The organism is Cryobacterium sp., assembly GCF_025463825.1.
In the GTDB taxonomy this organism is placed as follows: Bacteria; Actinomycetota; Actinomycetes; order Actinomycetales; family Microbacteriaceae; genus Cryobacterium.
Genome location: NZ_JAODBG010000112.1, coordinates 1 through 6,312, shown reverse-complemented (window position 1 = coordinate 6,312; position 6,312 = coordinate 1). Strand labels below are relative to the sequence as shown.

Here is a 6,312-nt window from a genome sequence, read left to right as displayed (position 1 = left end):
CGGCTACAAAACACCAACCCAAGCCCTCACCGAGTTCACCAGCACGCTACACACCACCACAACCACCCCGGCAGCGGCCTAATAAAATGATCAGGAACAGTGTCCAGCACGAGCGGGTCACCCCAGGCTCTGTGGTCCTGAAAAACTCGCGAAATCCTTGTTTGCGGATGCCGTCTGAGGGACGCGGCTGGGGGGAACCTCGGGGCTGGGGCGGACATTTGTGGGTATGACGTTTTCGCTCACGACGCGGGCCCTGGCCGCGCTACTGGTGTGCGCCGCCCTGGCCGGTTGTGCCGAACCTGCCGGCCCGGCCGCCCCGGCGGAGCCGGTGGACCAGCTGGCCTGCGGCATCGCCGTGACCCCGGCCGCAGCGGTGTTCGGCGACGAGGTGCTCATCACCAGGGCCGCGACGGAGTCGGGGGTCGCTGCGCAGGGAGAGTCAGGACCGGGGGAGTGCGGCACGCTCGTCCCCGGGTCCACCCAGACGCTCGAGTTGCGCTCCTCGATCCTCGGCTACGCCGCTGAGGCGACCGTCACCGCCGTCGTCGGCGCAGACGGCGACTTCGAGGCCCGGATGCGGATACCCGCCGGGATGCGTCTCGGCGACGCGATCGTCACGGCGATCCCACCCGACGAGTTCGGCTGCCCAGCCGTCACGACTGACACAACCGAGGAATGCATCCTGCCGCGCACCTACTTCACGGTGGGATTCGATCCCGACGACCTCGAGCCCGTCACCATCACCAGCACCGACGCGCCGGCCCCGGCGTTGCCCCGGGACGACTCCCTGCTGACGTCGTACGCCCTAGCCGGACCGGGGACGACCGACCTCACCCTCGTGATCTGGGGCTCCAGCTGCGCTGCCCGGCCGACGAGCTTCGTGGGCACCGCCGCGTCCGACAGCCTCGAGATCGTCAGCGTGGCGGTCGTGCCCGAAAAGCAGGAGTGTGCAGCGATGGCAGAGCTCTGGACCACTGTGATCCAGATCCCCGAGGGTTTCCGCGACTACCGGACCGTGTCCGTCGACAACGTCGAAGGGCTCCTGCTGCCCGGCTGAGGAGAATCTGCTGCTCCGGAATGGAACCCGGCCCGGCGTGTGGACATTATTAGGTATGACGGCAGCCGAGGGCACCAACGAGTACGGCTTGTGGGCCCGAGCCGTCGAGGGCGATGCTGCAGCGTTCGGTGAGATTTTCGACCTGCACCGGGACAGGGTCTTCGGCCATGCCCTCCGCGCACTCGCGTCCCGGCACGATGCCGAGGACGTGACCGCGATTGCGTTCCTCGAGCTGTGGCGGCACCGGCGCCGGGTGCGGGTCGTGAACGGTTCGATCATCGGCTGGCTGCTCGTGACCACCAACAACGTCTGCCGCAACCAGGCGAGGTCGGCGCGCCGCTACCGGCTGGCCCTGGCCAAGGTCTCCCCGGATCAGGCGACCCCTGACCCGTCGGACGCCGCCGCCGCCGGGATCGACCGCGCCCGGGGAGCGCCCGAAGTGCGGGAGGTCTTCGCCCAGCTCAGCCCGCGGGACCAGGACATCCTCACCCTGTGCGTACTGGAGGAACTGACCACCGCCGAGGCGGCGGTGGCCCTGCGCATTCCGATCGGCACCGTCAAGTCCCGGCTCTACCGGGCCAAGAACCGGATGGCCGAGCTGATGCTGCAGGCCGCACCCGACGCCCAAGAGGGATGGAGCCTCTGATGACCGACAAACATCCGCACGATCGGGGGAGTGGCCGCCCGGAGTTCGACTCGCGCCGCAGCGCCGAGATCCGCAGCCTGCTCGTTCGCACAGTGGCCGGAACCCCGCGGCCCCGCCCCGCCCGGCTGAGCCGCACGGCGTTCTCCCTGGCCGCGACGGCCGCCCTCCTGTTCGCCGGCGGCATCGGCGCCGGCACCGTGGTGGCCTACGACCGGCTGGCCGGCAGCACCGTCGCCGAGGACGCCAGCGCTCCCAGCGACGAGGCCCGCTCCACGCCCGAAAGCCTGAGCGCCGAGGGCGCCGATGCCGCGGCTGCGGACGACTCCGAATCGGACAGCTCCGAATCGGGCGGCTCCGAATTGCACGGCTCCGAATTGCACGGCACTCCATCGGCGGCGGACTCCTTCACCCCGAAGTCGGACGGCCTCACCCCGGTGCTCGCTGTCAACGGAGTGACCGGATACGCGTACCGCAGCGACCTCGAAGCAGCCCGGCTCGCGCTCCTGGGCGTCACCGCCGACTCCGCGGATGGGGGCGCGTCGGGGGCCGTCGGCGGCGGGGTGCCCATTTACCGGGCCGACGGTGTCACCCTGCTCGGCTACTTCGACCCGGCGGGCCTGACCCCATGAAGAGCGGCCGGGCGGGGATCGCAGCGCTGGTGCTGGGTGGCTCGGTGCTCCTGACCGGCTGTGGGGCGGGGGTGGGAACAGCGGGTCCGCCCGCCGACAACGCCACCCAGGATCCGTTCGGTTGCGGCATCGTGGTGACCCCGGCCACGGCGGTGGTCGGTGAGGATGTCCTGGTCTCCCGTCCGCCGACCGAGCCCGGGGACATCTGCACCACCCTCGCCCCGGGCACGACGCAGACGCTCGAACTGCGATCGATCCACGTGAACGACTCCGTCCGGCAAACCACCTCCGTGACGGTGACCGCCGACGGCTCCTTCGAAACGACGATGACGGTGCCGTCGGACATCCGCCTCGAACGGGTCGTGGTCACGGCCATCCCCTCGGCGGAATCGGACTGCACCGAGTCGGCGGCGGGAAACCCGGACGAATGCTACTTTCCGCGGGCCCAGTTCACAGTGGAACTCGCCCGGGACGATCTCACACCGCTGCGGATGGTGGCCACCGATGTGGCGATGCCGCCCCTGCCCGCCGGCGACGGAGAACAGGATTCCTACGCGTTGGCCGGTCCCGGCCCGCACGAGTTGACGCTGGTGGTCTTCGGGTCCGGCTGCGCTTCCCGGCCGGTGGCCTACCGGCACAACGCCCCGGCCGGGCAACTCGACATCGTGACCGAAGTCGTCATACCGGCCGGCGCGGACGGATGCAGCGAGCCGAGGATCCCCTGGACGAGCGTGATCGAAATTCCCGAGGGGTTGCGCCACGACACCGCCGTGACCGTGAACAATCTGACCACCGTGCTGCTGGACCATCTGTTCATCCGGCGGCCGCCGGACTAGTGCGAGTCGGTGGCCTTGGTGACGCTCTGGCCGCCGACCTGGCCGCGGTCGGCCTTGGCGGCATCCCCGCGGGTCTTGGCCAGGCTCGCGATAGTGGCAACGGCCACCGTGGCGCCGATGAAGACCAGCGAGAACCAAATCGGGATCTCGGGCACCCAGAGCACCGGCTCGCCGCCGTTGATGAACGGCAGCTCGTTGACGTGCAGCGCGTGGAAGACCAGCTTGAGGCCGATGAAGCCGAGGATCACGGCGAGGCCCTGCGAGAGGTAGACCAGGCGTTCGAGCAGTCCCCCGATGAGGAAGAACAGCTGGCGCAGACCCATCAGCGCGAACGCGTTGGCGGTGAAGACGATGTACGCCTCCGAGGTGAGCCCGTAGATCGCGGGGATCGAGTCGATCGCGAAGACCAGGTCGATGAAACCGATCGCGATGATCGTCAGCAGCATCGGCGTGACGTAACGCTTGCCGTTGATCTTGGTGGTGAGCTTGTCACGGTCGTACTCGTCGGTGACGGGCAGCAGCTTGCGGGCGATGCGCACGAAAAGATTGTTCGCCGGGTTGCCCTCGTGGCCGCGTACCTGCATGTAGGCCAGCACGAACAACAGCGCGCCGAACAGGTAGAACACCCAGGAGAAGTTCTCGATCAGGGCGGCACCGACGGCAATGAACACACCGCGCATGATCAGCGCGATGATGATGCCGAACATCAACACCTTCTGCTGGTACGCCTTCGGGACGGAGAACGCGGCCATCACGATCAGGAAGACGAAGAGGTTGTCGATCGACAGCGCCTTCTCGGTGAGGTAGCCGGCGAAGTACTCGCCGCCGTAGGTCCAGCCGGAGACGACGCCGATCCCGACGCCGAAGAGCAGGGCGAGACCGATGTAGAAGGCCGACCAGCGGGCAGACTCGCCGACCGTCGGTTCGTGGGGTTTGCGCACGTGAGCAAAGAACTCGTAGGCGAAGAAAGCGATCGTCACGGAGATGGTGATGATCCAGATGAGGGGAGTGATGTTCAAGGCGAGCTCCAGGGCATGGGGAATGGTGGGAGATCAAGGTCTCTTCCACCCGGCGACCCCTGAGGGCGATCGAGCCAGCGTCCCGGGACTCAACGTCAAGTCCGTATTGACGGGTGCGCCGCGTGGAAGTACTCCCCTTGCTGTATCCAGCATAGGGCACAGTTCTGGAAAAAGCCCCAGCGTCGCGGCACCGGTATCGGCCCATCAGCACCAGATCGAGAGATCGGACGGCGTCCTCTCGCCGTCCTTGCGCGCGTACCGGCGGGCCCGGTGCCACCAGGGCACCCGCCTGGCCGTGAGGACACCCAGAAGCACCCCCAGGGCCATCAGCAACCCGCCGGTGACGGCGTACAGCCAGATCAGGTGCGGATAGGTGGGGATCCACAGGAGTGCGTAGACGCCGAGCCCGAAGAAGGCCACCGAAAAGGCGATGATGATTTAGGGATTGTTCGACCCGAAGATGAGGGCGTTGCCGTAGGCGACGTCGGCGTTCTTGCGCGGCTCCGCGCCCACAACGCGCACGATCTCCTCCATCCGCACAAGCTCGTGGATGCGTTCGGCATCGCTGGGCCGGAAGCCCTCGAGCTCGAGCCAGCCGGAGCCGCGGGCGGGGTCGGAGTAGAAGTAGGCGAATTTCCGGTCGGTGCGGGAGGGAGTCAGTGGCGCCAGGAACCGCATCGCCGAGGAGCCGACGGTGATGGGAAGCGGTGCCGGGGGCAGGTGCTCCAGGAATTCGGCCGGCGCGGGGACGCCGGCCGCATCGTGCGACTGGTGCATCCGCACAGCTCGGCGGGGGCCGTCTGCGGGCTCGGTTGTGGCGCTCACCTCCACACCGTGGCAGCCGACGCCCCGGATGCATCATGCGTCTGATGCATCCGGAGCGTCGGACGGCTCGACGGAGCCGTTGGTTCCCCGCTCATGCCTCGTCCCCCCGGTTGAGTAGTGCGTTGAGCCTAGTAGCGGCGCGGCGGACGCTCGGACCGGTCGCCCTGCTGGGGACGGTCGTTGCGGCCGGCGGAGGCTCCGTTGTCGGCGTGGATCTCGATCAGCTTGCCGCTGATGCGCGTGGCCGAGAGGCGGCCCAGGACGTCACCGGACAGGTCGGCGGGCAGGTCGACGAGGGAGTACTCGGGCAGGATCTGGATTGCGCCGAAGTCTTCCCGGCTCAGCCCGCCCTCGTTGGCCAGGGCGCCCACGATCTGGCGCGGCTCCACCTTGTGGCGCTTGCCCACCTCGATGCGGAACGACGCCATGGCGCGGTTGCTGTCCCGCGAGCGGCGTTCGGGGCGTTCGCTGCGCAGCGGACGGTCATCCCGGCTGCCGCGGTCGTCCCGGCTGCCGCGGTCGTCCCTGCGGTCGTTGCGCACGGAACGGTCACCGCGGTCACGGTCCCGGTGCTCGGTGCGCTCACGGTCGAAGCGCTGCGCCTGGCGGGCGTCTTCGGCGTTGAGCAGCAGCGGGGTCTCACCCTGCGCGACCACGGCGAGGGCGGCGGCCACGTCGGCCTCCGGCACGTCGTGGTGCGAGACGTAGTGGCCGATGATGTCGCGGAAGGTGTTGATCCGGTCGCTCTGGCCGAGGGCCTCGGTGATGGCGTCGTCGAACCGGGCGAGCCGGGTGACGTTGACGTCTTCCACGCTGGGCAGCTGCATCTGGGTGAGCGGCTGGCGGGTGGCCCGCTCGATGGCGTTGAGCAGGTGACGCTCGCGCGGGGTGACGAAGCTGATCGCGGCACCGCTGCGGCCGGCCCGGCCGGTGCGGCCGATGCGGTGCACGTAGGACTCGGTGTCGGTGGGGATGTCGTGGTTGATCACATGGCTGATCCGGTCCACGTCGAGACCGCGCGCAGCGACGTCGGTGGCCACCAGGATGTCCAGCTTGCCCTTGCGCAGCTGGTCGATGGTGCGCTCGCGCTGTACCTGCGCCACGTCGCCGTTGATCGCGGCGGCCGAGAAACCGCGGGCACGGAGCCGCTCGGCGAGCTCCTCCGTCGCGTGCTTGGTGCGGACGAAGACGATCATGCCGTCGAAGTTCTCGACCTCGAGGATGCGGGTGAGCGCGTCGAGCTTCTGCGGGTGCGCCACCTTGAGGTAGCGCTGGGTGACGTTGGTGGCCGTGCCGGAGG

Annotated in this window: 8 protein-coding genes; 4 read left to right on the top strand and 4 right to left on the bottom strand. The window is 68.6% G+C overall.

Annotated features, from left to right (window positions below; genetic code table 11):
- Positions 1-226 precede the first annotated feature (226 nt).
- The 4 genes from JWP54_RS13850 to JWP54_RS13835 are packed head-to-tail and all read left to right on the top strand — an operon-like array spanning position 227 to position 3,168.
- Positions 227-1,057 carry a hypothetical protein gene (locus JWP54_RS13850; RefSeq protein ID WP_297373050.1) on the top strand — a complete coding sequence of 277 codons (831 nt, stop codon included), beginning with the start codon at positions 227-229 and terminating at the stop codon, positions 1,055-1,057.
- Positions 1,058-1,112: 55 nt separating this feature from the next.
- On the top strand, positions 1,113-1,703 hold the full coding sequence (locus JWP54_RS13845; RefSeq protein WP_297373048.1) for an RNA polymerase sigma factor: 591 nt from the start codon (positions 1,113-1,115) through the stop codon (positions 1,701-1,703).
- Positions 1,703-2,332 carry a hypothetical protein gene (locus tag JWP54_RS13840; protein ID WP_297373046.1) on the top strand — a complete coding sequence of 210 codons (630 nt, stop codon included), beginning with the start codon at positions 1,703-1,705 and terminating at the stop codon, positions 2,330-2,332. The genes JWP54_RS13845 and JWP54_RS13840 overlap by 1 nt, the downstream gene beginning before the upstream one ends.
- Positions 2,329-3,168, top strand: a complete 840-nt coding sequence (locus JWP54_RS13835; RefSeq protein ID WP_297373045.1) for a hypothetical protein — start codon at positions 2,329-2,331, stop codon at positions 3,166-3,168. Before JWP54_RS13840 ends, JWP54_RS13835 begins: the two co-directional genes overlap by 4 nt.
- Here the strand turns inward: JWP54_RS13835 and JWP54_RS13830 are convergent.
- From JWP54_RS13830 to JWP54_RS13815, 4 genes are all read right to left on the bottom strand, one after another.
- Positions 3,165-4,187 (bottom strand): TerC family protein, encoded by a 1,023-nt coding sequence (locus JWP54_RS13830; protein ID WP_297373043.1) that lies wholly within the window; start codon positions 4,185-4,187, stop codon positions 3,165-3,167. The genes JWP54_RS13835 and JWP54_RS13830 overlap by 4 nt on opposite strands.
- Before the next feature lie 204 nt (positions 4,188-4,391).
- Positions 4,392-4,607 carry a hypothetical protein gene (locus JWP54_RS13825; RefSeq protein WP_297373041.1) on the bottom strand — a complete coding sequence of 72 codons (216 nt, stop codon included), beginning with the start codon at positions 4,605-4,607 and terminating at the stop codon, positions 4,392-4,394.
- A gap of 18 nt (positions 4,608-4,625) precedes the next feature.
- A complete protein-coding gene (locus JWP54_RS13820) occupies positions 4,626-5,012 on the bottom strand; it encodes a hypothetical protein (RefSeq protein ID WP_297373040.1) in 387 nt (128 codons plus the stop codon).
- A 128-nt stretch (positions 5,013-5,140) separates the two neighbouring features.
- Positions 5,141-6,312 (bottom strand): helicase-related protein (locus JWP54_RS13815; RefSeq protein ID WP_297373039.1); only part of this gene is annotated, 1,172 nt, incomplete at its 5' end.